We start from the raw sequence: 23,682 nt of genomic DNA on the forward strand, positions 1-23,682 counted from the left end.
TTTTTATGCCTCGGCGGCGGCCTGCTCGCGCAGCCAGGCGAGGAACAGCGAGAGGGGCGCTCGTTGCGCCGCTCCTGGCAGGCTCACCGCGTAATAGGCGAAGCGGCTCGGCCAGGGCCGCTCGAGGGCGACCGCCAGGCGGCCGCTGGCGATCTCGGCGCGGGCATGGATCTCCCGTACCAGCGCGATACCCTGGCCGGCCTCGGCGGCGCGAACCAGCAGCAGGTCGTCGGCGAAAGCCGGACCTCTCTCGCTGCGCGGGTCGTCCTCCACCCCCATCGCCCGCAGCCACAGGCGCCAGTCATTGCGCTCCGACTCCTGCAACAGCGGGTAGGCCAGGCAATCGATCGCTTCGCGGATCTCAGGACCTTCCGCCAGCAGGCGCGGGCTGGCCACCGGGATCAGCGGCGGGGCCATCAGTGCCTGCACGTCGAGTCCGGGGTAGTCGCCGAGCCCGTGGCGGATGGCGACGTCGATTCGTTCCCGGCGCAGGTCGGCGAGCAGTGCCGTAGCCTCCACGCGGACTTCCACCTGCGGGTGCGACGCGCTGAATTGACCGAGGCGCGGCACCAGCCAGGTGGCGGCGAAGGAGGGCTCGGTGCTGACCGTGAGGGTCTGGCGGGCATTGATCGCCTCCAGCTGGGCAAGGCTCGCGGTGATCTGCTCGAAGGCCTGGCGGAGGCCGGGATAGACCTGCTCGCCCTCCGGCGTCAGGCGCATGCCATGGCTGAAGCGCTGGAACAGGACGACGCCGGTGCGCGCCTGCAGAGCCCTGAGCTGCTGGCTTACCGCGCCGGGAGTGACGCCCATGGCCGCGGCCGCGCGGGTGAGATTGCCATGGCGGGCGGTTTCGACGAAAGCGCGTAGCGCGAGAAGCGGGAGGACGGCACCCATGAATTCAGTTTTTCTATAAACAGATTGTAGAAAGGATCGTTTTTCATCCACCGGCCTGGGCTTCAGCATGTGTGGCGAAACGAGAGACTTTAGCCTAGCTGCTTTCTTCGGTGTGCGGGAAGCGGCCGAGGCGGTTTCCCCGGTCGGCGCCGCCCCCATCGCCCAGGCGCCGGATAGTCCAGCGCTGCAAGGATACTTGCCATGCCTTCCCTCCAGCTCTACAGCGACAGTTCACCCAACGGATTCAAGATCACCATCGCCCTCGAGGAACTGGGGCTGCCCTACGCACTGCACCACGTTCGCATCGACCATGGCGAGCAACGCCGCCCGGAATTCCTGCGCCTGAATCCACATGGCCGGATACCGGTGCTGGTAGACCGGGCCGCCGGCATCACCCTGTTCGAGTCGGCGGCGATCCTGCAGTACCTGGCGGAGACCAGCGGGCGGTTGCTTCCCGACGCCCCCCGGGAACGCTGGGAGGCCCTGACCTGGCTGACTTTCCATGCTTCCAGCATGGGGCCCATCCTCGGCCAGCGCGTGCATTTCGAGATCTCCGCCGAAGAGCGGTACCCGCCGGCCATCGAACGCTATCGGCGGCTCTCCGAGGAGGTTTTCGCCACCCTCGACCAGCGCCTGGCCGGACGGCCCTGGCTGGCCGGTGAGCAATACTCCATCGCCGATATCGCCACCTTCGGCTGGACCCATACGGCGCGGATCGTCGACTTCGACTTCAGCCATTATCGCCACCTGGACGACTGGCACCGGCGCATGGCCCTGCGGCCTGCGGTGCAGCGCGGGATCCTCCTGCCGGAACCGGCGGTGGGTCCATGAGCGCCCTGCTGCAAGGCGCCTCGGCGCCGGCCTTCGTCGGGCACCCTGGCTATCGGCGCATGTTCGCCGCAGACGCGCTGACCCTGGGCCTGTTCCTGCCGTTGCGTTTCTACCAGGGCGACATGCGGGTGCTGCTGGGCCAGGCGCGGTTGGTCGAAGAAATCGATCGACTGGGATTCGCCGCCGTCTGGGTACGCGACGTACCGCTGTTCGACCCACGCTTCGGCGATGCCGGACAAGTGTTCGACCCGTTCACCTACCTTGGCTATCTGGCCGCGCGGACCCGCCGTATCGCCCTGGCCACCGGCAGCGCGGTGCTTGCCCTGCGCCAACCGGTCGACCTGGCCAAGGCCGCGGCGAGCGTCGACCGGTTGTCCGGCGGACGCCTGGTGCTGGGCCTCGCCTCCGGCGACCGGCCGGTGGAGTTCCCCGCCTACGGGTTGGAGCATGCGCAGCGCGGCGAGCGGTTCGCCCAGGGCCTGGACTACCTGCGCCAACTGCTGCACGGCTGCCGGCACGTCGCCTCGCCGCTCGGTACGCTGGACGACGCCGAACTGTTGCCGCGTCCGCCGGCCGGCGCCATCCCGCTGGTCGTCACCGGCTCCGCGCGGCAGCCGGCGGACTGGCTGGCACGCCAGGCGGATGGCTGGCTGACCTATCCGGAGTCGACTGTCGATGCGTCCGGACCACGTCGCCTGGCCCGGAAGATCCGCGCCTGGAGGATGTCCATCGCGGACGGCGGGTTCCGCCCGCACATGACCAACGAATGGCTGGACCTGGTGGACGACCCGGCGTATCCGCGTACGCCGTTGCACGGCGGCTACGTCCTGCGCACCGGGCGCAACGGCCTGATCGAGCTGCTCGGCGAATGGCGCGCGGCGGGCGTCAACCATGCCGCCCTGGGCATCCAGTTCGCCGCCAGGCCGGCAGCGGAAGTCATCCAGGAACTGGCCGAGGAGGTGCTGCCGTTGTTCCCGTCCCACCCGGGCGTGCAGCCGGCGAGCATGGACTGGTAGCTGACCGATTCGGTCAACCGAGCCTGAGCGCTCGCGTCATTGAGGGCGCCGGCCGGCGCCGCCTACCCTGCGGAACCACTGACCGCAGGGAGTCCCCGTACATGCAACGGCAGATCTTCGAGACCGAACACAACCTGTTCCGCGATGCCTTCCGCGCCTTTCTCGACAAAGAGGTGGTGCCGCACCAGGACGCCTGGGAAGAGGCCGGGGTGGTCGACCGCGCTGTCTGGAGGAAGGCGGGGGAGATGGGCTTCCTGCTGCCCTGGGCGGACGAGGAGTACGGTGGCGCCGGGCTCAAGGACTTCCGCTACGAGCAGATCATGTGCGAGGAGCTGGCGCGGATCAACGAACCGGGCTTCATGATCCCGCTGCACTCGGCGTTGTGCGGGCCGTACATCGCCGAATACGGTAGCGCCGAGCAGAAGGCCCGCCTGTTGCCGGGGATCGTCCGTGGCGAGACCATCCTCGCCGTGGCCATGACCGAGCCGTCCGCCGGCTCCGACCTGGCCGGCATGCGCAGCACCGCGGTGGACAAGGGTGACCACTGGCTGCTCAACGGCTCCAAGGTGTTCATCTCCAACGGCCTGCTGGCCGACCTGGTGATCGTCGCGGCGAAGACCGATCCGGCGAACAAGCACGCCATGGGCCTGTTCCTGGTGGAGCGCGGCATGCAAGGCTTCGAGCGCGGGCGCAACCTGAAGAAGCTCGGCATGAAGAGCCAGGACACCGCCGAGCTGTTCTTCAACAATGTGCGGGTGCCGAAGGAAAACCTGCTGGGCGACGCCAAGGGCGGCTTCTTCTACCTGATGAACATGCTCGCCCAGGAACGCCTGACCAACGCCTGCGGCGCGGTGGCCGGGGCCGAGGCGGCGTTGCAGGCGACCATCGACTACGTGAAGGAGCGCCAGGCCTTCGGCCGGCCGGTGGCGCACTTCCAGAACACCCGCTTCAAGCTCGCCGAAATGCGTACCCAGATCGACGTGGCGCAGGTCTTCACCGACCGCTGCGTGATGGACCACAACCAGAAGAAGCTGTCCCCCGAGGTCGCCGCCGAAGCCAAGCTGTTCACCACCGAGCTGCTGGGCAAGGTGGTCGACGAAGGCGTGCAACTGCATGGCGGCTGGGGCTACATGTGGGAGTATCCGATCTGCAGGATGTACGCCAACGCCCGCATCCAGCGGATCTTCGCCGGTACCTCGGAGATCATGAAAGAGATCATCAGCCGCGGCATGAAGCTCTGACGCCACGGCCATGTCGCGCCGCGCGGCGGGTGGATAGGCTGCTCGGCAGGCGATCCCGACCAATGCCCGGCGACCCAGAGGAGGGAGCATGAAAGGCCCGTTGTCATCGTTGAAAGTGCTGGATTTCTCGACCCTGTTGCCGGGGCCGTTCGCCTCGCTGCTGCTGGCCGACATGGGGGCGGACGTGCTGCGCGTGGAGTCGCCCGGGCGCATGGACCTGGTGCGGGTGCTGCCGCCGCACGTCGACGGCACCTCGGCCAGCCATGCCTACCTGAACCGCAACAAGCGTTCCATCGGCCTCGACCTGAAGCGGCAGGGCGCACGTGAGGTGGTGCTGGAGCTGGTACGCGAATACGACATCGTCCTCGAACAGTTCCGTCCGGGGGTGATGGACAAGCTCGGCGTCGGCTACGAGGCGCTGAAGGCGGCGAACCCGCGGCTGATCTACGTGGCCATCACCGGCTACGGCCAGACCGGGCCGTACCGCGAGCGCGCCGGGCATGACATCAACTACCTGGCGCTGGCCGGCGTCGCCAGCTACACCGGGCGCCGCGAGCGTGGCCCGTTGCCGCTGGGGGTGCAACTGGCGGACCTCGCCGGCGGTTCGTTGCATGGCGTGATGGGCCTGCTGGCGGCGGTCATCCACCGGCAGCAGACCGGCGAGGGGCAGTTCGTCGACATCAGCATGACCGACTGCGCCTTCAGCCTGAACGGCATGGCCGGCGCCGGCTATCTCGCGGCCGGGGTCGAGCCGGAGATGGAGGCGCTGGCGCTGAACGGCGGCAGCTTCTATGACTACTACCGCACCCGCGATGGCCGCTGGTTCTCGGTGGGCAGCCTGGAACCGCAGTTCATGCAGCAATTCTGCGCCGCCATCGGCCGCCCGGAACTGGCCGCCCGCGGCCTGTCGCCGAAGCCGGAAGAGCAGCGGGCGCTGAAGCGCGAGATCGAGATGGAGTTCGAGAAACGCGACTTCGCCGAATGGCAGGCGGTGTTCGCCGCCCTGGATGCCTGCGTGGAGCCGCTGCTGCCGCTCTCCGAGGCGCTGGAACACCCGCAGTTGCAGGCGCGCGGGCTGGTCGCCCGGGTGCCGCTGGCGGACGGCGGCAGCCAGGCGCAGATGGCCTGTCCGATCAAGTTTTCCGCCGGCCTGCCGGCGCCTCGCCACATCGGCGCGGCGCTCGGCGCCGACACCGTGGCGGTGCTCGAAGGCCTGGGCTACTCCGCCGAACGGATCGCCGAGCTGAAGGCGGCCGGGGCCATCGCCTGAATCACTCGCGGAGCACTTCGCCGGTGAACACCAGGGTCGCCTTGCAGCGCCGGCAGTAGTAGCGGCGCCCCTTGGCCACCAGGGTGTGGCGTTGCGGGGAGAACGGGAAGTCGTTGTGCTCCGGGCAATGGCAGCGGTACAGGTAGCGGGTGGTGGCGCGGCGCTTGACCGCGTAGGTGTGGCAGCGGTCCGGCGGCAGGCCGTAGATGCCGCGCATGATCAACTGCCACTCCTCGCCGTGGGGGCGAATGCGCGGGCCGAACAACTGGTGCGCGATCAGGTGCGCGACTTCGTGGGCCACGGTCTGTTCCAGGAAGTGCTCGCGGTTCTCGCGGTACAGCTGGGGATTGAAGCGCAGCAGGTTCTCGTCGAGATGGGCGACCCCGGCTTTCTGGCCGCGCAGGCGGAAGCTGACGGTCGGGCGGGGGAAGCTGCGTTGGAAGAAGTGTTCGGCCTGCCGATAGCAGGCCTCGACGCGGGCGTTGAGGTGTTCGGGCATTCGGGAAGACTCCAGCAGCGGGCGATTATGCCGGAGACAGGAGGGCGGGCGCAGGCGTCGGGACGACCGCTCGTCCGGGGTGCAGGATCAGGCAAGCGCGGCGGCGGGCAAGAAAAAACCGGGCGGCGGTTGCCCGCGGCCCGGTCGTACGATGCGTTCGCTGGACGTCAGCTGGTGTATTCCGGGCCGACCCCGCTGCCCCAGAGGATCACCGACAGGGCGATCATCGCCACCAGCACCACCAGGCCCACCGCCAGCACCGAGCTGGAGAACAGGAAGCCTTCGTCCTTGTGGATGTTCATGAAGGTGGGAATCCCCACGTAGAGCAGGTAGACCGTGTAGCTGATCGCCGCAACCCCGACGATCATTCCCAGCCAGAGGTGCGGATACAGCGCCGCCAGCCCGGCGATGAACAGCGGCGTGGCGTTGTAGGCGGCGAACACGATGCACTGGGTCAGGCTCGGGTTGGCGTCGTAGGTCCGCGCCATCCAGTGGATGAACGCGCCCATCACCGCCACCCCGGCGAGCATCGCCAGGTAGGTGAGGACCGTCATCTGCAACGCGCTGGCCTGGGTCAACTTGACCGGATCGCCGCCGCCGACCACCCAGCCGACCTGGGTCGTGCCGATATAGGCGGAAATCGCCGGAATGGCAGCCAGGATCAGGATGTGGGTCAGGTACATGTGGCTGATGCTTTCTTCTTCGCCACGGATTTCCTGCCATTCCTGATCGGGATGGGTGAAGAGCCCCCATACATGATGGATCATGCCGTTTCCTCCTCGTTCTTATGTGGTCGCCCCCCAGCGAAGCGCCGGGCGCGCATGGACAGCGCCACCCGGTGCTCGGCCGACCTATGCGACCTTATGTCGCAGTATAGGAACGGCCCGAGCCCGCGTCGCTCGCGGGTTTAGAGCAAATCGAAGCTTCACGGCCGGCTGTAATAGCGTTGCAGTATTTCCATCGCCTTGTTGATCGATTGCAGGCGCGCAGTGCTGCCGCCGCGGTCGGGATGGTGCTGGCTGACCAGTTGCCGGTAGCGCAGCTTGATGGCGGGATAGTCGACCGCGCCTTCCAGCTCGAACAGGGCGAGGGCGGCAGCCTTCTCCTCGCTGCCCTGCATGCGCGTCCAGAAACTCTGCAGCAGCCGCTCGACGTCGGCCTCGCTGGTCTCCCCCAGGTGACGCAGGTCGAGGTAGTAGTCGCGCAGCGGATCGCCCTGTTCCAGCGCCTGCGTGCCATCCACGTAAGGATGCAGGCGCAGGCTCAGCGGGCTGATCTCCAGGTGCGCCTCGCGCTCGGCCCAGAGGTGGTCGCGCAGGTGGTAGAGCGCGTTGAACAGGAGGAAATGGGTGCGGAACAGCACCAGCTTGTCGGCCAGTTCGCGATGGGGGATATGCGTCGAATGGCGGGCCTTCAGCAGCTGGATCAACTGGTATTCGGAAAGCCCCTCGGGATGCTCGCGCAGCAGGCAGAGGATCTGCCCGGCGAGGTCGAGGCGGTGGTCGAGGTCGGGAGTCATGAGGCAAGACTAGCATCGGGCGTCGGGAGGGGCTGGGGTCGGCGGCGCTTTGTGCGTAAAATAGCCAGCTTTTCTCCTCGAACACCCGGATTCCAGAGCACCATGGGCACCCTTTCGGTCAATCAGAACAAACTGCAGAAGCGCCTGCGCCGCCTGGCCGGCGAGGCCATCACCGACTTCAACATGATCGAGGATGGCGACAAGGTCATGGTCTGCCTGTCCGGCGGCAAGGACAGCTACACCATGCTCGACATCCTGCTCTACCTGCAGAAGGTCGCGCCGATCCGCTTCGAGATCGTCGCGGTGAACATGGACCAGAAGCAGCCCGGTTTTCCCGAGCATGTCCTGCCGGAGTACCTGAAGTCGATCGGCGTCGAGTACCACATCGTCGAGAAGGACACCTACTCGGTGGTCAAGGAGAAGATCCCGGAAGGCAAGACCACCTGCTCGCTGTGCTCGCGCCTGCGCCGTGGCACGCTGTACACCTTCGCCGACGAGATCGGCGCGACCAAGATGGCCCTCGGTCACCATCGCGACGACATCCTCGAGACCTTCTTCCTCAACATGTTCTACGGCGGCACCCTGAAGGCCATGCCGCCGAAGCTGCTGGCCGACGACGGGCGCAACGTGGTGATCCGGCCGCTGGCCTATTGCAGCGAGAAGGACATCGAGGCCTATTCCCAGCTCAAGGAGTTCCCGATCATCCCCTGCAACCTCTGCGGTTCGCAGGAGAACCTGCAGCGCCAGGTGGTCAAGGAAATGCTGCTGGAATGGGAACGCAAATCGCCGGGGCGTACCGAGATCATGTTCCGCGCCCTGCAGAACGTGGTGCCGTCGCAACTGGCCGACCGCAACCTGTTCGACTTCGCCAACCTGCGCATCGACGAGAACGCCACGCCGCGCTTCCTCGACGTGATGAACCTCTGAGCCGCGCCGCGAGTCAGTTCTTCTCTCCGGTCTGCAAGGATTCCCGATGCGCGACTACGCCTGGATGTACGAATACTGCCTGAACCGCTTCGGCTCCAGGGAGGCGCTGGAAGCGCGCCTGCCGCAGCCGAAGAGCGCCGCCGAGCTGCGCGCGGTGGGTGACGACCGCTACCTGTCGCTGATCAGCCTGCGGATCTTCCGCGCCGGCCTCAAGCACAGCCTGGTGGACGCCAAGTGGCCGGCCTTCGAGGAAGTGTTCTTCGGCTTCGATCCGCAGAAGGTCGTGCTCATGAGCGCCGAGCATCTCGAGCGGCTGATGCAGGACGCCCGCCTGATCCGCCACCTGGGCAAGCTCAAGAGCGTGCCGCGCAATGCGCAGATGGTGCTCGACCTGGCCCGCGAGCATGGCAGCTTCGGCAACTTCCTCGCGGATTGGCCGGAAACCGACATCGTCGGCCTGTGGAAGCTGCTGAGCAAGCGCGGCAACCAGCTCGGCGGCTTGTCGGCGCCGCGTTTCCTGCGGATGGCCGGCAAGGACACCTTCATTCCCAGCGACGACATGGTCGCCGCGCTGAAGGCCCAGGAGATCATCGACAAACCGCCCACCAGCCTCAAGGACCTGGCTGCCGTGCAGGCCGCCTTCAACCAGTGGCGCGAGGAGAGCGGCCGGCCGCTGTGCCAGCTGTCGGTGATGCTGGCACATACGGTCAATCATTGAGCTAGAGGGTCAGCCGACCGCTGCCGATCATCCATAGCGCCGCCAGCGCGAGGACCAGCACCAGCGCCGCGACGCTGCCTTCGGCGCGATTGCCGAACGCCGGCAGGCCGCGCTGGCGACGGGCATGCAGGAAGAAGCCCAGGCCTGGCGCGTAGAGGATCATCGACAGCAGCAGGTATTTCAGCCCGGCGGCGTAGATCAGCCAGACCCCGTAGAGCGTCCCCAACAGCGCCAGCGCCAGCATCGCGCCCGAGTGCGGGCGGCGCGCCACCAGCTTCAGGCAGAAGCCGGCGCAGAGCAGGTAGGGGATCAGCGCCATCGAGGTGGCCAACTGGATCAGCGCGTTGTAGCCCGAGGCGTTGAGGAAGGCCACCAGCAGCAGCGCAGAGATCAGCGTGCTGGTCAGCCACAGTGCCGGCGCCGGGGTTTCCACCGCATTGGTGCGGCCGAACAGTGCCGGCGCGGTGTGCGTTGGGCCACGGCTGGCCAGGTAGAGCATTTCCACCGCGAGCATGGTCCAGGCCAGCAGCGCGCCGCCGACCGAGACGATCAGCCCGACGTTGATCAGCGTGGCGCCCCAGGGGCCCACCGCCGCGGCCATCACCTGGGCCATCGAGGGGTTCTTCATCTGCGCCAGTTCGTGCTGCGGCACCACGCCCAGCGACAGCACCGAGACGCAGACCAGCAACAGCAGGGTGACCACGAAGCCGAGCAGGGTTGCGCGGCTGACATCGGCCGCGTGCCGTGCGTGGCTGGCATAGACCGTGGCGCTCTCGATGCCGAGGAATACCCAGACGGTGTAGAGCATGGTGGTTTCCACCTGGCGGGTGACACTGCCCAGGGCCGGGCTGCCCCAGAAGTCCAGGTGAAAGGTCTCGATGCGGAAGGCCAGGGCTACGCAGAGGATGAACAGGGCGATCGGCACCACCTTGGCGAGGGTCACGATGGCGTTGGTGATCGCCGCGTTGTGCACGCCGTGGAGGACGAAGGCATGCATCAGCCAGAGCACCGTCAATTCGCCGAGCAGCGCCGGCCAGGTGGTTCCGTCGCCGAAGAAGGCCAGCGCGCCGAACGAGCCGAGGGCGCTGAACAGCACCACCAGGTAGCCGGCGTTGCCGACCCAGGCGGAAATCCAGTAGCCCCAGGCGGCATTGAACCCCAGGTATTCGCCGAAGCCTTCGCGGGCGTAGCCGTAGACGCCGTCGTCCAGTTCGGGGCGGGTGGTCGACAGCCACTGGAATATCCGCGTCAGGGTCAGCATGCCGACGAAGGTGATCGCCCAGGCGATCAGGATCGCGCCGGCGCCTGCGCCTTCGGCCATGTTCTGCGGCAGGCTGAAGATGCCGCTGCCGATGATGCCGCCCACCACCAGCGCGGTCAGCGCCGGCAGCCCCAGTTTTCCCTTGTCCGAATCGGCCATGTGGCACCTCCGAAACTGCATCCGGTATGTCGCGCCCGGCGCAGGCGGAGCCTGCGCCGGGGTGCGACGGCGGGAGGCGGCGGGTCGGTCCGCCGCGGCATGGTTCAGAAGCGCAGCGACATGCAACTGACGCCGCCGTCGATCTTGCGATATTCGGAGGTGTCCACCTCGATCACCCGGTAGCCGAGGCGGGCGATCTTCTCGCGGGTCCGGGGATAGCCGGCGGGCATGATCACCCTTTCGTTGACCCAGATGCAGTTGGCGGCGTAGGACTCCTCTTCGGGGATCTCGATGATGTTGAAGTCCTGGAACTCCGGCTTGCTGACGAACTCGCCGGCGGCCAGCAGGTTGTTGTGTTCCAGGTAGGCGAGCCCGGTCTTCAGGTGCAGGACCTTTTCCAGGCGCACCACCGAGCCGCTGAGGCCATGTTTCTCCAGGATCGCGATCATCTGCCGGGCGCCCTCGGCGTTGGTGCGGGCCGATTCGCCGATGTAGAAGTGGTCGCCGACCATCATGATGTCGCCGGCTTCCACCGTGCCGGGTGCCTCGATGCGCTCGACCTTGCCCGGATAGAAGCGCTGCACGGTTTCCTCGATGATCTCGGTCTCGCCGCGCCGCGATTCGGCGCCGGGGCGGGTGATGATGGCGCAGCGCGAGGTGCAGAGCACCGGGTCCTCGACGAACACCGAGTCGGGGAAGCGTTCGTCCGGCGGCAGCAGGGTGATGTCCACGTCGCAGGTCTGCAAGGCGCGGATGTAGGCGTTGTGCTGCTCCAGGGCCTTGGCGTAGTCCGGCTTGCCGAGGTGGCTGGAGGTCAGGCCGTCGACCAGGCTGCGGGCGGGCGTGCGAGCGATGATGTGCTTGAACATGACGATTTTCCTCGTGTGGGGACGACGAGGTCGTTGCAAGCCACGCGCCAGCCAACGCCCGGGAATTGCCTTGGAAATCCTTGATAAATCGGAGGATTTTCCTGGTTTTCCGAGGGCTTGGTTGATCCACGCCAAGGATGCTCGGTCGCGCTGCGTCGAAGATGGGTCAACTGACGAGATTTCGACATCCGGGAAACCGAGGGGGAGAGCATGGCGCTTGTCGAGGAGCCGACGATTTCCACGCGAAGCGGTGAACTGGCCTGGTTGGTGGACTGCCTGGCGCCGATTTTCGACGGCCTGCGGCAACCGGTCACGGTGGTCGACCCCTCCGGTCGCTTCGTCTACTACAACCGTGCCAGCGGCCTGCTCGATGGTCTCGACCCGCAGCGGGCGTTGGGTATGCACCTGTTGCAGAGCGCTCCCTGGCTGGCGGCCGAGCAAAGCACGCTGTTGCGTTGCCTGGCCGAAGGGCGGCCGTCGATCGATACGCTGCAGGCCTACGTGGGGGCCGGCGGCGAGCTGTTGCAGTATCGCCACCGGGCGATCCCGCTGCGCGGGCGCGACGGTTGCCTGCTCGGCGCGATGGAGCTCGGCGAAGTCGTCGCCGAGACCGAAGAGGCCGCAGGCCTGGCGGATTGCCCGAACATCCTGAGCGTGGCGCCGAGCCTGCTGCGGCAGTTGCAGCGTCTGGACGTTTTCGCCGCCACCGACCTGCCGCTGCTGATCCATGGCGAGACCGGCACCGGCAAGGAACTGTTCGCCCGTCGCGCCCATGCCCTGAGCCCGCGACGCAGCGGTCCGATGATCAGCCTGAACTGCGCAGCGATTCCCGAGACGCTGCTGGAAAGTACCCTGTTCGGCACCACCCGCGGCGCTTTCACCGGCGCCGAGAACCGCAAGGGCATGTTCGCCCTGGCGCAGGGCGGCAGCTTGTTCCTCGACGAGATCAATTCCATGCCGATGGCCATGCAGAGCAAGCTGCTGCGGGTCCTGCAGGACGGCAGCTACCTGCCTCTGGGCAGCCTGAGCCCGCAGCGGGCCGATGTGCGCCTGATCGCGGCGAGCAACCAGCCGCCGCGCCAGGCGATCGCCGAGGGACGCCTGCGCGAGGACCTGTACTACCGTCTGGACGTGGGCAGCCTGTGCATCCCGCCGCTGCGCGAGCGCCCCGGCGATGTGGAACTGCTGGCACGGGCGTTCGTCCGTCGCGATGCGCGCAGCCTCAACCCGCGTGTCACCGCTCTTGGCGAGCGGGCGCTGGCGCAGTTGCTGGCCTGCGACTGGCCGGGCAACGTCCGGCAACTGGAAAACGTGATCCGGCGCAGCCTGTTGCTGCACGGGGAGGGCGGCGCACTGCTGGATGAGGTGGCGTTCGCCGACGACGGCGCCGAGGCCGTGGGCGGCGAGGCCGCGCTCTCGATGAACAGCGCGGCGGTCGGAGGCCTGCGCGAGGCGCTGGCGCAACAGGAGCGCAACCTGATAGAAGACGCCTTGCGCCAGGCGCGCGGCAATCTCTCCCGGGCCGCCGCCCGGTTGCGGATTCCGCGCACGACCCTGCTCGGGCGCATGCGCCGGCTCGGCTTGCCGGCTTCCCTCGATCCGCCAGCCTGACAGGAGCCAACCATGGACAGCCACAGCCCGATCGCCACCGTCGCCCAGGCCCTGCGGCGCGCCGAACGCATCCTGGTCATCACCGGCGCCGGCCTCTCCGCGGACTCCGGTATGCCCACCTATCGCGGCCTCGGCGGTCTCTACAACGGTCGCACGGAAGAGGGCCTGCCGATCGAGGCGGCACTTTCCGGACCGATGCTGCGGCGCGATCCGGCGCTGTGCTGGAAGTACCTCGCGGAACTTGGCAAGGCTTGCCTGGCGGCCCGACCCAACGCCGGCCACGAAGCCATCGCCGAGTTGCAGAAGCACAAGCCGGAATGCTGGGTGCTGACCCAGAACATCGACGGCTTCCATCGCCAGGCCGGCTCGCCGGCCGAGCGGCTGATCGAGATCCATGGCGAACTGGCGCCGCTCTACTGCCAGTCCTGCGGTGCCGAGAGCGGCGGCCTGGAGGAGCATCTGCACGGCCAGTTGCCGCCGCGCTGCGCCGCTTGCGGTGGGGTGCTGCGGCCGCCGGTGGTGCTGTTCGAGGAAATGTTGCCGGAAGAGGCGATCGATACCCTGTACCGCGAATTGCGCAAAGGCTTCGATGCGGTGCTGGTGGTGGGAACCACCGCGAGCTTCCCCTATATCGTCGAACCGGTGCTGCGCACGCAGCAGGCGGGAGGCTTCACCGCGGAGGTGAATCCTGGCGTGACCGAGCTCAGCGAGCGGGTCGATGTGAAAATGACAGGACGAGCCTTAGACATCATGCCGCAGGTGGTAAGTCACATTTATCGATAAAAAACTTGCATAGGATTGATCGAGAAGGCAAATTAGCCCGCTAGTAAAACTAATGAGACACGGTCGTGCCCATGCTTAAACGCTTAGCACCCCTCGTGCCCATGAGTTTCGTTCTGCTGCTGGCCGCTTGCGCCAGCCATTCGCCGGAGCCGCAGGTCGCCAAAGAGCCGACCGCAGCCAAGAGCAGCATCGACGTCGAACGCGACGCGATCGCTTGGCAGGATGTTGAGGACGAAGGGGCGGACAATTCATCGGCTGGTACGCCTGCGCTGGCGTCCAGCATCCTCGAGCGCGCTTTCGAACTGATCGGTACGCCGTACCGTTTTGGCGGTACGACGGCGAAAGGCTTCGATTGCAGCGGCTTCGTCGGCTACCTGTTCCGCGAGGAGGCCGGCATCAAGCTGCCGCGCTCCACCCGCGAACTCATCGATATGGACGTACCGCTGGTCTCCAAGGACGAGTTGCAGCCCGGCGACCTGCTGTTCTTCAACAACCGTGGCCGTGGCCGCGTCAGCCACGCCGGCATCTACATCGGTGATGGCCAGTTCATCCATTCCGCCAGCCGTCGCGGCGGCGGGGTGCGGGTGGACAGCCTGGACTCCAGCTACTGGAGCCTGAGCTACATGGAAGCCAAGCGGGTGCTCGAACCCGGCTACAAGGATGCCCTGACGAGCAAGCGCTAAACTTAAAGTTTTACTTTAAGTATTGCGTTTAACTCCTTGTCGTAGCAAAGTGGAAGCATTCCTCACCAGGAAGGCTTCCACTATGCATGCACTGGCCCGATTCTCGATCCTCGCCTTTGCTGCGCTGCTTACCGCCTGCGCCAGCAAAGCGCCGCCCCCCGCGCCCGCCAAACAGGTCGTATTCCGTCCGGCGACGAATTTCTCGCCCGCCGCCGACGATGTGCTGTTCCGTGCCCTCGGCCTGGTCGGCACGCCCTACCGCTGGGGCGGCAACACGCCCGATTCGGGCTTCGATTGCAGCGGCCTGATCAACTTCGTCTACCGCGACATGACCGGCATCAAGCTGCCGCGCTCGACCCGCGAGATGATTTCCATGCGCGCGCCCAGCGTGCCGGTGCAGGCCCTGCAGACCGGCGACCTGGTGTTCTTCGCCACCTCCGGTGGTCGCACCGTGAGCCATGCCGGCATCTACGTCGGCGAGGGTCGTTTCGTGCATGCGCCGCGCACCGGCGGCACGGTGCGCCTGGACAGCCTGCAGAACAGCTACTGGCAACGCGCGTACCTGGACGCCAAGCGCGTGCTGGTCGCGCCGTCGCCGTTGGCGCGGGTGCCCTGAGGCGGGGAGGTCCGGGGCCATCATGACCACCCGCACCCTCAATCTCGACGACAACCTCTATCGCTACCTGCTGGACGTTTCGCTGCGGGAAACCCCGCTGATGACCCGCCTGCGCGAGGAAACCGCGAAGCTGCCCAACGCACGCTGGCAGATCGCCCCCGAGCAGGGCCAGTTCATCGCCTTGCTGCTGACCCTGATCGGCGCGCGGCGGGCGCTGGAGGTCGGCACCTTCACCGGCTACAGCGCCCTGTGCATGGCTACCGCCCTTGGCGAGCAGGGGCGTCTTACCTGTTGCGACCTGCCCGGCGACTACCACCTGACTGCGCGCCGCTACTGGCGCGAAGCCGCTGTCGAGGAGCGCATCGAGCTACGCCTCGGGCCCGCCCTGGAAACCCTGCGTGCGTTGCTCGACGAAGGCCTGGCCGGGCAATTCGACCTGGCCTTCATCGACGCCGACAAGGCCAACTACCCCGAATACCTGGAGGCCGCGCTGGCGCTGGTGCGCCAGGGTGGGCTGGTGCTTTTCGACAACGTGCTGTGGAGCGGCCGGGTGCTCGAAGCGCAGCCGAAGAGTGCGGATACCCGCGGCATCCAGCAGCTCAACCTGGCGCTGAAGAACGACGCGCGGGTGGACTACTCGCTGCTGCCGATCGGCGACGGGCTGAGCGTCTGTCGCAAGCGCTGAGCGAGGCTCAGCGCACGCCCCACGGCGGGCTGCCCAGGGCCTGCTGGAGAAACTGGACGAACAGCTTCACCTTCGGCGAGAGGGTTGCCGCTCGCGAATACATGGCGTAGATCAGGTCGTCCAGCGGCCGCTCCTGCGGCAGGGCCTCGACCAGCCGGCCGGCGGCCAGGTCCTCGGCGGCGATGAACAGCGGCAGCATCGCCAGGCCCAGGCCACGCACCGCGGCGTCGCGCATGGTCTGGCCGTTGTTGGTGTTGAAGCGTCCGCGCGGGGTGATCATCCGCGCCGGCTCGCCGGCCACCCGCGGCTCGAAGCTCCATAGCTGCGACGGGGTGTTGTGGCTGTAGCCGATGCAGGGATGGCAGAGGATGTCTTCGATGCGTTGCAGCGGGCCGTGCCGTTCCAGGTATTCCGGGCTGCAACACACTACCCGGCGGCTGGTGCCCAGTTGGCGGGCGATCAGCGAGCTGTCCTGCAGGCGGGTGATGCGGATCGCCAGGTCGTAGCCTTCCTTCTCGAAGTCGACGATCCGGTCGTCCAGTTGCAGGACCACTTCCAGGCGCGGGTTGCGCGCCATGAATTCCATCACCAGCGGCCCCAGCCAGAGCGTGCCGAAGCTCATCGGCGCCATCACCCGCAATTCCCCGCACAGGTCGTTCTCGCGCAGGGCCACGCTTTCCGCGGCGTTGTTCAGGTCCTGCAGCGAGGCCTTGGCCGACTTGTAGAAGAAGCCGCCGGCCTCGGTCGGCTCGACGTTGCGCGTCGAGCGGTAGAGCAGGCGCACGCCGAGGTGGCGCTCCAGGTCGCTGACGCGTTTGCTGATCACGGACTTGGACAGGCTCATGCGTTCGGCGGCGGCGCTGATGCTGCCCAGCTCGACCACGTTGAGGAAGGCCTGTATGTCTTCAAGGCGCAGGCTCATGGCGAATCTCGAAACAATCGGGAGGCAGACTGTCGCATGCGGGAGAACTCCTGGTAAGGGGATGCGCGCGTCGACGTGCGGGAAAGACAATGGCAGGGCAAGCGTAGCGCGCCCGGGGAATGGCATTGTTCTCGTATCGAGAACACCGTTTTCGCATTTTACCGGGCGGTAAATCGCTGTCGCTGTCACTACTCTTGATGGGCGGCGTGCGCTCCCGAGACCGCCCATGCTTGCCTCCCAGGAGGCGCTTCGTTTCACACCGCGCGGCGACGGACGCCGCCCGAGACCGGAGAAACACCATGTCCTTCACCTACAAGCGACTCGACAAGAACGATGCGGCGGTGCTGTTCGTCGACCACCAGGCAGGCCTGCTCTCCCTGGTCCGCGATTTCAGCCCGGACGAGTTCAAGAACAACGTCCTGGCATTGGCCGACATCGCCAGGTTCTTCAACCTGCCGACCATCCTCACCACCAGCTTCGAGGATGGCCCCAACGGCCCGCTGGTGCCGGAACTCAAGGAAATGTTTCCGCAGGCCCCGTACATCGCCCGCCCCGGCAACATCAACGCCTGGGACAACGAGGACTTCGTCAAGGCGGTCAAGGCCACCGGCAAGAAGCAACTGATCATCGCCGGCGTGGTGACCGATGTCTGCGTAGCCTTCCCGACCCTCTCGGCGCTGGAGGAGGGGTTTGACGTATTCGTCGTCACCGACGCCTCCGGCACCTTCAACCCGGTGGTGCGCGACGCCGCCTGGGCGCGCATGACCGCCGCCGGCGCGCAACTGATGAACTGGTTCAGCGTCGGCTGCGAACTGCACCGCGACTGGCGCAACGACATCGAAGGCTTCGGTGCCATCCTCGGCGGCCACCTGCCGGCGTACGCCAACCTGATCCAGAGCTTCGGCACGAAGAAGTAAGCCGGCTTCGCCGCTGTCCCGGACACAAGGCACTCCGACCATCGGGTGCCTTGTGTCGTTTTCCGTCCAGGTGTTTTCATCGGAACGCCGCTTCGCCGGAACCCGAGGTTCCGGCACGCCCCCCCCATGCACAGGAGAAACCCCATGGCTACCCAGGTCGTCAACGCTTCCCTCGGCACCACCCCTTATCGCGTGACCCTCGGCGACGACAGCCACCAGTGGCTGAGCGACGTGCCGGCCGCCCTCGGCGGTGCCGACAGCGGTCCCTCGCCGCACGAGATCCTGCTCTCGGCGCTGGGCGCCTGCACGGCGATCACCGTGGCGATGTACGCGCAGCGCAAGGAGTGGCCGCTGGAGGGTATCGACGTGCAACTGAACATCGTCGAGGAACGCACCAAGCCGGAGCCCTTCACCCATATCCGCCGCGACATCCGCCTGGCCGGCGATCTCGACGCCGAGCAGCGCCAGCGTCTGCTGGAGATCGCCAATGCCTGCCCGATCCATCGTGTACTCTCCGGAGAGGTCAGCGTCAGCAGCCAGCTACGCGACTGAACCCGCACGCACAACGAGGAGCACGGCATGAGCGACGACATCAAGGTATTGGGCATTTCCGGCAGCCTGCGCAGCGGCTCCTACAACAGCGCGGCGCTGCAGGAGGCGATTGGCCTGGTCCCGCCGGGCATGAGCATCGAGCTGGCGGACATCTCCGGCATCCCGCTGTACAACGAGGACGTCTACGCCCTCGGCTTCCCGCCCGCGGTGGAACGCTTCCGCGAGCAGATCCGCGCGGCGGACGCGCTGCTGTTCGCCACCCCGGAATACAACTATTCGATGGCCGGGGTGCTGAAGAATGCCATCGACTGGGCCTCGCGGCCGCCGGAGCAGCCGTTCTCCGGCAAGCCGGCGGCGATCCTCGGTGCCAGTGCCGGGCGTTTCGGCACCGCGCGGGCGCAGTATCACTTGCGCCAGACGCTGGTGTTCCTCGACGTTCATCCGCTGAACAAGCCGGAAGTGATGATCTCCAGCGCGCAGAACGCCTTCGACGCCCAGGGCCGGTTGCTCGACGACAAGGCGCGCGAGCTGATCCAGCAGCAGTTGCAGGCCCTGCAGCTATGGGTGCGCCGCCTGCGCGGTTGAATGCCTCGTCACCGGAGAGCCTGAACATGAGCAATACCGAAGAGCGTTGCGACCTGTCCTCCTCGCGGGACTGTCCGGAGCGCCGCGAACACCTGCTGCAACGGGTCACCGCGCGTGCCGCGGAAATCGGCGGCGGGATCACCGTCAGTCGGCTGATGCCGTCGCGCCAGCGTCGGATGATCGGTGCCTGGTGCTTCCTCGACCATGCCGGTCCCGCCGAATTCGAACCTGGCGGCGGACTGGCCGTGGGCCCGCACCCGCACATCGGCCTGCAGACCTTTACCTGGATGATCCAGGGCGAGGCGTTGCACCGCGACAGCCTGGGCAACGTCCAGGTGATCCGCCCCGGCCAGGTCAACCTGATGACCGCCGGTCATGGCATCGCCCACACCGAGGAGTCGCTGCCCGACGAGCGCCACGCCCACGCCGCGCAGTTGTGGATCGCGCTGCCCTACGAGCAGCGCGACATCGCCCCGGCCTTCGATCATCATCCCGACCTGCCGCGCTGGCAGGAGCAGGGGGTCACCTTCACCCTGCTGGCCGGTGCGCTGGCCGGGCGACAGGCGCCGTGCCGGCTCTACTCGCCGCTGCTCGGTGCCGACCTGGCCTGCCACGACGCCTCGACCCTGCAACTGACGCTCGACCCGCACTTCGAGTACGGCCTGCTGCCGCTGGAAGGCGGGTTGGAAGTGGGCGGCGAGCATTTCGCGGTGAACGAACTGGCCTACCTGGGCGACGGCCGCGACGGCCTGCAACTGCAACTCGACCCTGGCGCGCGGGTGCTGTTGCTGGGTGGCGCACCGTTCGGTGCGGAGATCTTCATGTGGTGGAACTTCGTCGGCCACAGCAAGGGCGAGATCGCCCGGGCGCAGAAGGCCTGGGAGGAGGGGGATGCCCGCTTCGGCCGGCTCGACGCCCTGGAAGGGCCGCGCTTGAGCGCTCCGCCGATTCCCTGGAAGATCGACGACGAGTGAGGTCGATGTGCCGCCGGGTGCCCCGGCGGCGTCCTCGAATGCCTGTCGGCGATCGTTGTGGACCTGCGGCCTGGCGATTCGCCGGCAGCGGGAAAACTTTCTGCACCCATCGCCGGTCAGAACTCGCCTATCGCATGCACCGAACAGGAAGTGAGCCACATGCAATTCGAACACCTGGTCCAGGTCAACGACCGGACACTTGTCGACCTGCCGGTCCTCGACCGGCTGCAACTCTGGGAAGGCCTGGTCTGCCGTGCGCGCGAGCCACAGTATTTCGTCGTCGGCCTGGAGCGTTTCGAGATCCTCGTCGATGACGGCGACCGCCTGCACCGGCGCCTGTACCTGCCGGGTCTGGTGGTCGAGGACGAAGTCGTGCTGAAGGCGCCGGACAGTGCCCACTACAGTATCAAGCCGAGCGCCGAGGTGGCCGGCGGCAGCCTCGACATGACCATCGAGGAGCCGGAACCCGGCTCGCTGTTCGTGCGTTTCGCCTACTGCACCCGCTACCTGCAGCCGCTGGGCGACGAACTACCCTACGACGCCTTCGTCAAGCAGGCCTATATCGCCATGGATGTGGAGACCATCGCCACCATCCGCGACCGGTTCGGCGCCAGCGCCGCCAGCGGGAGTTGAGCGTGGAACACGGAAGCAGTTTTCTCCAGTCCGGCGTGGTCTTCCTGATCGCGGCGGTGTTCATGGTGCCGCTGGCCAAGCGCCTGCAACTGGGCGCGGTGCTCGGCTACCTGCTGGCCGGCGTGCTGATCGGTCCCAGCGTGCTGGGCCTGGTGGACAACCCGGAAAGCGTCGCGCAGATCTCCGAGATGGGCGTGGTATTGCTGCTGTTCATCATTGGCCTGGAGCTGTCGCCGCGGCGCCTGTGGGTGATGCGCAAGTCGGTGTTCGGCGTCGGCCTGCTGCAGGTGCTGCTGACCGGCCTGGTGATCGGCACTGTGGCCCTGGTCGGCTTCGACCAGCCGGTGAACAGCGCGGTGGTGCTCGGCCTGGGCCTGGCGCTGTCGTCCACCGCCTTCGGCCTGCAGATCCTCGCCGAGCGCAAGGAACTGACCCAGCCCCATGGCCGCCTGGCCTTCGCCATCCTGCTGTTCCAGGACATCGCGGCGATCCCGCTGATCGCCATGATCCCGCTGCTCAGCGGTGCGCACAGCGACGCCGGCGGCAGCGAACTGACCCAGACCCTCAAGGTGGTCGGCAGCATCGCCGCGGTGGTGGTCGGTGGCCGCTACCTGCTGCGCCCGGTGTTCCGCATCGTCGCCCAGACCAAGCTGCAGGACATGTCCACCGCCACCGCGCTGCTGGTGGTGATGGGCACCGCGCTGCTGATGGAGCTGGCCGGCGTGTCCATGGCCCTCGGTGCCTTCCTCGCCGGCCTGCTGCTGGCCGACTCGGAGTACCGCCACGAACTGGAGGCGCAGATCGAGCCGTTCAAGGGCCTGTTGCTCGGCCTGTTCTTCATCAGCGTGGGGATGAGCGCGGACATCAGCCTGCTGCTCAAGTCGCCGTGGATGGTGCTCGGCCTGACCGTGCTGCTGATCGCCCTGAAGGCGCCGGTGCTGTACTTCGTCGGACGCATTTCCGGCGGCCTCGACAAGGCCTCGGCGCTGCGCCTGGGCGTGGTCCTGGCGGCCGGCGGCGAGTTCGCCTTCGTCGTGTTCAAGATGGCCCGCGACCAGGGCCTGTTCCAGAACGACCTGCACAACCTGCTGGTGCTTTCCATCACCCTGTCGATGGCCCTGACCCCGTTGCTGGTACTCGGCCTCGCGCGCCTGCTGGCGAAGGAGCCGGAGGCGACGAAGCCGCCGCCGGAAATGGAACGCATCGACAACGACGACACCCCGCGCGTGGTGATCGCCGGGGTCGGCCGCATGGGCCAGATCGTCGCTCGCGTGCTGCGCGCCCAGCGCGTGCCGTTCATCGCCCTGGACACCTCGGTGGAGACCATCGAGCTGACCCGTACCCTCGGCGCGATCCCGATCTTCTACGGCGACCCGATGCGCCCGGAGATCCTTCGCGCGGCCCAGGTAGAGAAGGCCGAGTTCTTCGTCATCGCCACCGATGACCCGGAGACCAACATCGAGACGGCCAAGCGCGTGCGCAAGCTGTATCCGCACCTGAAGATCATCGCTCGCGCGCGTAACCGCCAGCACGTCCACCTGTTGCTCGACGCCGGGGTCGAGCCGGTGCGCGAGACCTTCTTCTCCAGCCTGGAGATGAGCCGCATGGTGCTCTGCGGCCTGGGTCTGAGCGAGGAACAGGCGGACGCGCGGATCCGTCGTTTCCGCCGGCACGACGAAGAGGTCCTGGCCTCCCAGCACCTGTTCTACAACGACCGCGACGCGCTGATCAAAAGCGCTCGCGAGGCGCGGGTCGAGCTGGAGACGCTGTTCCAGACCGACCAGTTGGAAGACCGTGGCGCGGTAGCGGCGGAGACCCCGGAGAAACCTTCCCGCGCCTCCTAGCGCCCGACCCATGCCGGTACGCCGGCATGGGTGATTCCCACGCCTGGGTCCATACTTTGCGGATATCGCAGTACGAAGGTTGGGATACCCGCGCGGCATCCCCTCTGTAGGGTGGAGGGCATCAGCCCAGCAGACGGCTGGACGCTTCCGCCGATCGAGGAACCTTATGCCTGTCGAACACCTGGACGTACTCATCGTCGGCGCCGGATTGTCCGGCGTCGGCGCCGCCTACCACCTGATGAAGCATTGCCCCGGCAAGAGCTTCGCCCTGCTCGAAGGGCGCGCGGCGATGGGCGGTACCTGGGACCTGTTCCGCTACCCCGGCATCCGTTCCGACTCGGACATGTTCACCCTCGGCTACAACTTCAAGCCATGGAGCGATCCCAAGGCCATCGCCGACGGTCCGTCGATCCGCCGCTACATCGAGGAGACCGCACGGGAGAACGGCATCGACCGGAAGATCCGCTACCGCCACCGGGTGCTCAGGGCCGACTGGGATTCCGCCAATGCGCGCTGGAACCTCGACGTGCAGCGCGGCGACGAGCCCGAGCCGCTGCGCATGACCGCGCAGTTCCTGCTGATGTGCACCGGCTACTACCGCTACGAGGCCGGCTATACCCCGGAATTCGTCGGCCGCGAGGACTTCGCCGGGCAGGTCGTCCATCCGCAGCTGTGGCCCGAGGACCTCGACTACAGCGGCAAGAAGGTGGTGGTGATCGGTAGCGGCGCGACCGCCGTGACCCTGGTGCCGTCGCTGACCGACAAGGCCGCCCACGTCACCATGCTGCAGCGCTCGCCATCCTACGTGATCACCCTGCCGCAGAAGGACGCGATCTCCAATTTCCTCCGCCGCTTCCTTCCGGAAACCTGGATCTACCGCCAGGCGCGGGCGCGCAACGTGGCCATGCAGATGGTCTTCTTCATGCTCGCCAGGACCTTCCCCGGCCTGGTCCGCAAGGCCCTGCTCAAGCTGGCCAGCCTGCAACTGGGCAAACGCTTCGACATGCGTCACTTCAGCCCGCGCTACAAGCCGTGGGACGAGCGGGTCTGCGCGGTGCCGGACGGCGACCTGTTCAAGGTGCTGCGCAAGGGCAAGGCGTCGGTGGTCACCGAGCACATCGACCGCTTCGTCGAGCGGGGCATTCGTCTGAAGACCGGCGAGGTGCTGGAGGCGGACATCATCGTCACCGCCACCGGCCTCGACCTGGTGATGTTCGGCGGCGCCGAGCTGGCGGTCGACGGCAAGCCGTTCCAGGTCAACCAGAGCATGGGCTATCGCGGCATCATGCTGCGCGACCTGCCGAACCTGGCGGCGGTGGTCGGCTATACCAACGCCAGTTGGACGCTCAAGGCGGACCTCTCCAGCGAATACTTCTGCCGCCTGATCAATCACATGGATGCCACCGGCATGCGCCAGGTGACCGCCCGCGACAGCACCGGCGACGTGCGCGAGGAGCCCTTCCTCAACCTCGACTCCGGCTACATCCAGCGCGCCGCCGAGCGCATGCCCAAGCAGGGCGACCGGATGCCCTGGAAGCTTTACCAGAACTACGTCCTCGACCTGGCGCTGCTGCGCTACGGCAAGGTCGAGGACGGCTACCTGGTGTTCTCCTCGCCGGCGCCGCAGCGACAAGCCGGCGGCGCGGCGGTGCAGGCCCTGGGCTGAACCCGGT

General features: G+C 66.9%; 25 protein-coding genes. 18 read left to right on the forward strand and 7 right to left on the reverse strand.

The window, feature by feature from the left end:
- Positions 1-3: 3 nt before the first annotated feature.
- Positions 4-894 (reverse strand): LysR substrate-binding domain-containing protein, encoded by an 891-nt coding sequence (locus FHW81_RS14575; RefSeq protein ID WP_003109209.1) that lies wholly within the window; start codon positions 892-894, stop codon positions 4-6.
- Between the two features lie 201 nt (positions 895-1,095).
- Here FHW81_RS14575 and FHW81_RS14580 point away from each other — a divergent pair, with 201 nt between their 5' ends.
- From FHW81_RS14580 to FHW81_RS14595, 4 genes are all read left to right on the forward strand, one after another.
- Positions 1,096-1,725, forward strand: a complete 630-nt coding sequence (locus FHW81_RS14580) for a glutathione S-transferase family protein (protein ID WP_003145423.1) — start codon at positions 1,096-1,098, stop codon at positions 1,723-1,725.
- Complete coding sequence (locus FHW81_RS14585; RefSeq protein WP_003112461.1) at positions 1,722-2,741, forward strand: LLM class oxidoreductase; 1,020 nt, start codon at positions 1,722-1,724, stop codon at positions 2,739-2,741. Before FHW81_RS14580 ends, FHW81_RS14585 begins: the two co-directional genes overlap by 4 nt.
- A gap of 101 nt (positions 2,742-2,842) precedes the next feature.
- Entirely contained in the window at positions 2,843-3,982 is a 1,140-nt protein-coding gene (locus FHW81_RS14590) for an acyl-CoA dehydrogenase family protein (RefSeq protein WP_003082447.1), read from the forward strand.
- 88 nt (positions 3,983-4,070) lie between these two features.
- On the forward strand, positions 4,071-5,252 hold the full coding sequence (locus FHW81_RS14595; RefSeq protein ID WP_003082450.1) for a CaiB/BaiF CoA transferase family protein: 1,182 nt from the start codon (positions 4,071-4,073) through the stop codon (positions 5,250-5,252).
- Between the two features lies 1 nt (position 5,253).
- Here FHW81_RS14595 and FHW81_RS14600 read toward each other — a convergent pair whose 3' ends face one another.
- From FHW81_RS14600 to FHW81_RS14610, 3 genes are all read right to left on the reverse strand, one after another.
- The gene (locus FHW81_RS14600) at positions 5,254-5,751 is read right to left on the reverse strand and encodes a SprT family zinc-dependent metalloprotease (protein WP_003082453.1); all 498 of its coding nucleotides are present in this window, start codon (positions 5,749-5,751) and stop codon (positions 5,254-5,256) included.
- Positions 5,752-5,918: 167 nt separating this feature from the next.
- Complete coding sequence (locus FHW81_RS14605) at positions 5,919-6,518, reverse strand: Yip1 family protein (RefSeq protein ID WP_003082455.1); 600 nt, start codon at positions 6,516-6,518, stop codon at positions 5,919-5,921.
- 158 nt (positions 6,519-6,676) lie between these two features.
- Entirely contained in the window at positions 6,677-7,270 is a 594-nt protein-coding gene (locus FHW81_RS14610) for a DNA-J related domain-containing protein (RefSeq protein WP_003082458.1), read from the reverse strand.
- A gap of 102 nt (positions 7,271-7,372) precedes the next feature.
- Between FHW81_RS14610 and ttcA the strand changes: the two genes are divergently transcribed.
- On the forward strand, positions 7,373-8,197 hold the full coding sequence (gene ttcA / locus FHW81_RS14615; RefSeq protein ID WP_003082462.1) for a tRNA 2-thiocytidine(32) synthetase TtcA: 825 nt from the start codon (positions 7,373-7,375) through the stop codon (positions 8,195-8,197).
- 46 nt (positions 8,198-8,243) lie between these two features.
- Positions 8,244-8,915: a DNA-3-methyladenine glycosylase I gene (locus FHW81_RS14620; RefSeq protein ID WP_003082464.1), complete on the forward strand. Its 672-nt coding sequence runs from the start codon at positions 8,244-8,246 to the stop codon at positions 8,913-8,915.
- Between the two features lies 1 nt (position 8,916).
- On the opposite strand, the gene FHW81_RS14625 is transcribed toward FHW81_RS14620, so the two are convergent.
- On the reverse strand, positions 8,917-10,335 hold the full coding sequence (locus FHW81_RS14625; protein ID WP_003112459.1) for a basic amino acid/polyamine antiporter: 1,419 nt from the start codon (positions 10,333-10,335) through the stop codon (positions 8,917-8,919).
- A gap of 104 nt (positions 10,336-10,439) precedes the next feature.
- Complete coding sequence (gene ddaH / locus FHW81_RS14630) at positions 10,440-11,204, reverse strand: dimethylargininase (RefSeq protein ID WP_003086612.1); 765 nt, start codon at positions 11,202-11,204, stop codon at positions 10,440-10,442.
- Between the two features lie 210 nt (positions 11,205-11,414).
- Between ddaH and ddaR the strand changes: the two genes are divergently transcribed.
- From ddaR to FHW81_RS14655, 5 genes are all read left to right on the forward strand, one after another.
- Positions 11,415-12,815 carry a transcriptional regulator DdaR gene (gene ddaR / locus FHW81_RS14635; protein WP_003112458.1) on the forward strand — a complete coding sequence of 467 codons (1,401 nt, stop codon included), beginning with the start codon at positions 11,415-11,417 and terminating at the stop codon, positions 12,813-12,815.
- A 12-nt stretch (positions 12,816-12,827) separates the two neighbouring features.
- Complete coding sequence (locus FHW81_RS14640; protein WP_003162633.1) at positions 12,828-13,598, forward strand: NAD-dependent deacylase; 771 nt, start codon at positions 12,828-12,830, stop codon at positions 13,596-13,598.
- Between the two features lie 65 nt (positions 13,599-13,663).
- Positions 13,664-14,281 carry a C40 family peptidase gene (locus FHW81_RS14645; RefSeq protein WP_003082470.1) on the forward strand — a complete coding sequence of 206 codons (618 nt, stop codon included), beginning with the start codon at positions 13,664-13,666 and terminating at the stop codon, positions 14,279-14,281.
- Positions 14,282-14,363: 82 nt separating this feature from the next.
- The gene (locus FHW81_RS14650; protein ID WP_003082473.1) at positions 14,364-14,897 is read left to right on the forward strand and encodes a C40 family peptidase; all 534 of its coding nucleotides are present in this window, start codon (positions 14,364-14,366) and stop codon (positions 14,895-14,897) included.
- Between the two features lie 22 nt (positions 14,898-14,919).
- Positions 14,920-15,582, forward strand: coding sequence for an O-methyltransferase (locus FHW81_RS14655; RefSeq protein ID WP_003086626.1), 663 nt, complete (start codon positions 14,920-14,922; stop codon positions 15,580-15,582).
- A 7-nt stretch (positions 15,583-15,589) separates the two neighbouring features.
- On the opposite strand, the gene FHW81_RS14660 is transcribed toward FHW81_RS14655, so the two are convergent.
- The gene (locus tag FHW81_RS14660; RefSeq protein ID WP_003082475.1) at positions 15,590-16,504 is read right to left on the reverse strand and encodes a LysR family transcriptional regulator; all 915 of its coding nucleotides are present in this window, start codon (positions 16,502-16,504) and stop codon (positions 15,590-15,592) included.
- 299 nt (positions 16,505-16,803) lie between these two features.
- Between FHW81_RS14660 and ycaC the strand changes: the two genes are divergently transcribed.
- From ycaC to FHW81_RS14695, 7 genes are all read left to right on the forward strand, one after another.
- Positions 16,804-17,421: an isochorismate family cysteine hydrolase YcaC gene (gene ycaC / locus FHW81_RS14665; RefSeq protein WP_003082476.1), complete on the forward strand. Its 618-nt coding sequence runs from the start codon at positions 16,804-16,806 to the stop codon at positions 17,419-17,421.
- Between the two features lie 144 nt (positions 17,422-17,565).
- Positions 17,566-17,973, forward strand: a complete 408-nt coding sequence (locus FHW81_RS14670) for an OsmC family protein (RefSeq protein ID WP_003082478.1) — start codon at positions 17,566-17,568, stop codon at positions 17,971-17,973.
- 27 nt (positions 17,974-18,000) lie between these two features.
- Positions 18,001-18,558: an NAD(P)H-dependent FMN reductase gene (locus FHW81_RS14675; protein WP_003082483.1), complete on the forward strand. Its 558-nt coding sequence runs from the start codon at positions 18,001-18,003 to the stop codon at positions 18,556-18,558.
- A 26-nt stretch (positions 18,559-18,584) separates the two neighbouring features.
- Entirely contained in the window at positions 18,585-19,532 is a 948-nt protein-coding gene (locus FHW81_RS14680; protein ID WP_429479218.1) for a pirin family protein, read from the forward strand.
- Between the two features lie 159 nt (positions 19,533-19,691).
- A complete protein-coding gene (locus tag FHW81_RS14685) occupies positions 19,692-20,165 on the forward strand; it encodes an SRPBCC family protein (protein WP_003082488.1) in 474 nt (157 codons plus the stop codon).
- A gap of 2 nt (positions 20,166-20,167) precedes the next feature.
- A complete protein-coding gene (gene kefB, locus FHW81_RS14690; protein ID WP_003112454.1) occupies positions 20,168-22,009 on the forward strand; it encodes a glutathione-regulated potassium-efflux system protein KefB in 1,842 nt (613 codons plus the stop codon).
- Positions 22,010-22,175: 166 nt separating this feature from the next.
- Positions 22,176-23,675 (forward strand): flavin-containing monooxygenase, encoded by a 1,500-nt coding sequence (locus FHW81_RS14695; RefSeq protein WP_003082495.1) that lies wholly within the window; start codon positions 22,176-22,178, stop codon positions 23,673-23,675.
- Positions 23,676-23,682 lie beyond the last annotated feature (7 nt).

The sequence above is a fragment of the Pseudomonas sp. RC10-4-2 genome, from assembly GCF_050433085.1.
GTDB classification, from domain to species: Bacteria; Pseudomonadota; Gammaproteobacteria; order Pseudomonadales; family Pseudomonadaceae; genus Pseudomonas; species Pseudomonas aeruginosa.